Here is a 572-nt window from a genome sequence, read left to right as displayed (position 1 = left end):
ACCCCCTATTTACTAAAAGAGAAAGAAACTATGGATAACAAAGTAATCATAGAAATAACACCAACAGGATGGACAAAGAAGGTCGTCATAGGTGAAAAGGAATATACCGAAAATTGGAAGCTCACCTATTTAGGTGGTGAAAACAAAGGTGATTCCCTTGAAGAAGTAGAGGAACTGACTGAGGAATTATGGGAAGCTTTAAATAGTGATGATCCTTATGAAATTGCTAGGGCTTTAGGAAAGGAGAATAGTAATGGCTAGTGTATTTATAAAGGTTCCTGTAAGCGAACGGCTGCCAAAAAAAGGGGGGTCTTATGGTGTTATTGTAAACGATAGTTTATTTTCTCATGCTGATTTTTACTACTCTATTTTCACCGATGAAGACGAATGGAGTAAAAATAATGTAACTCATTGGTTAGAAGAAATAGAACTACCCGAAGAGGAGGCAGCAAGGCAGTTTGCAAATGAAATGGCAGGCGACGGACATTACAACATGTCGGAGATTGACGCATTCGTAGATGGGTTTAACTACTTGTATGAAGACTTGAAAGGAGGCTTAAAATGATAATGTA

Annotated in this window: 2 protein-coding genes; both read left to right on the top strand. The window is 37.8% G+C overall.

Annotated features, from left to right (window positions below):
* The coding region (locus ORI89_RS19210) for a hypothetical protein (protein WP_268232144.1) at positions 1-261 on the top strand (261 nt) is incomplete at its 5' end.
* A complete protein-coding gene (locus tag ORI89_RS19205) occupies positions 254-565 on the top strand; it encodes a hypothetical protein (protein WP_268232143.1) in 312 nt (103 codons plus the stop codon). The genes ORI89_RS19210 and ORI89_RS19205, both read left to right, overlap by 8 nt.
* Positions 566-572: the final 7 nt, after the last annotated feature.

The sequence above is a fragment of the Sphingobacterium sp. UT-1RO-CII-1 genome (assembly GCF_026711005.1).
Classification (GTDB): domain Bacteria; phylum Bacteroidota; class Bacteroidia; order Sphingobacteriales; family Sphingobacteriaceae; genus Sphingobacterium.
Note: the sequence above shows the minus strand (reverse complement) of the source record. Positions and strands in the feature narration are given on the sequence as shown.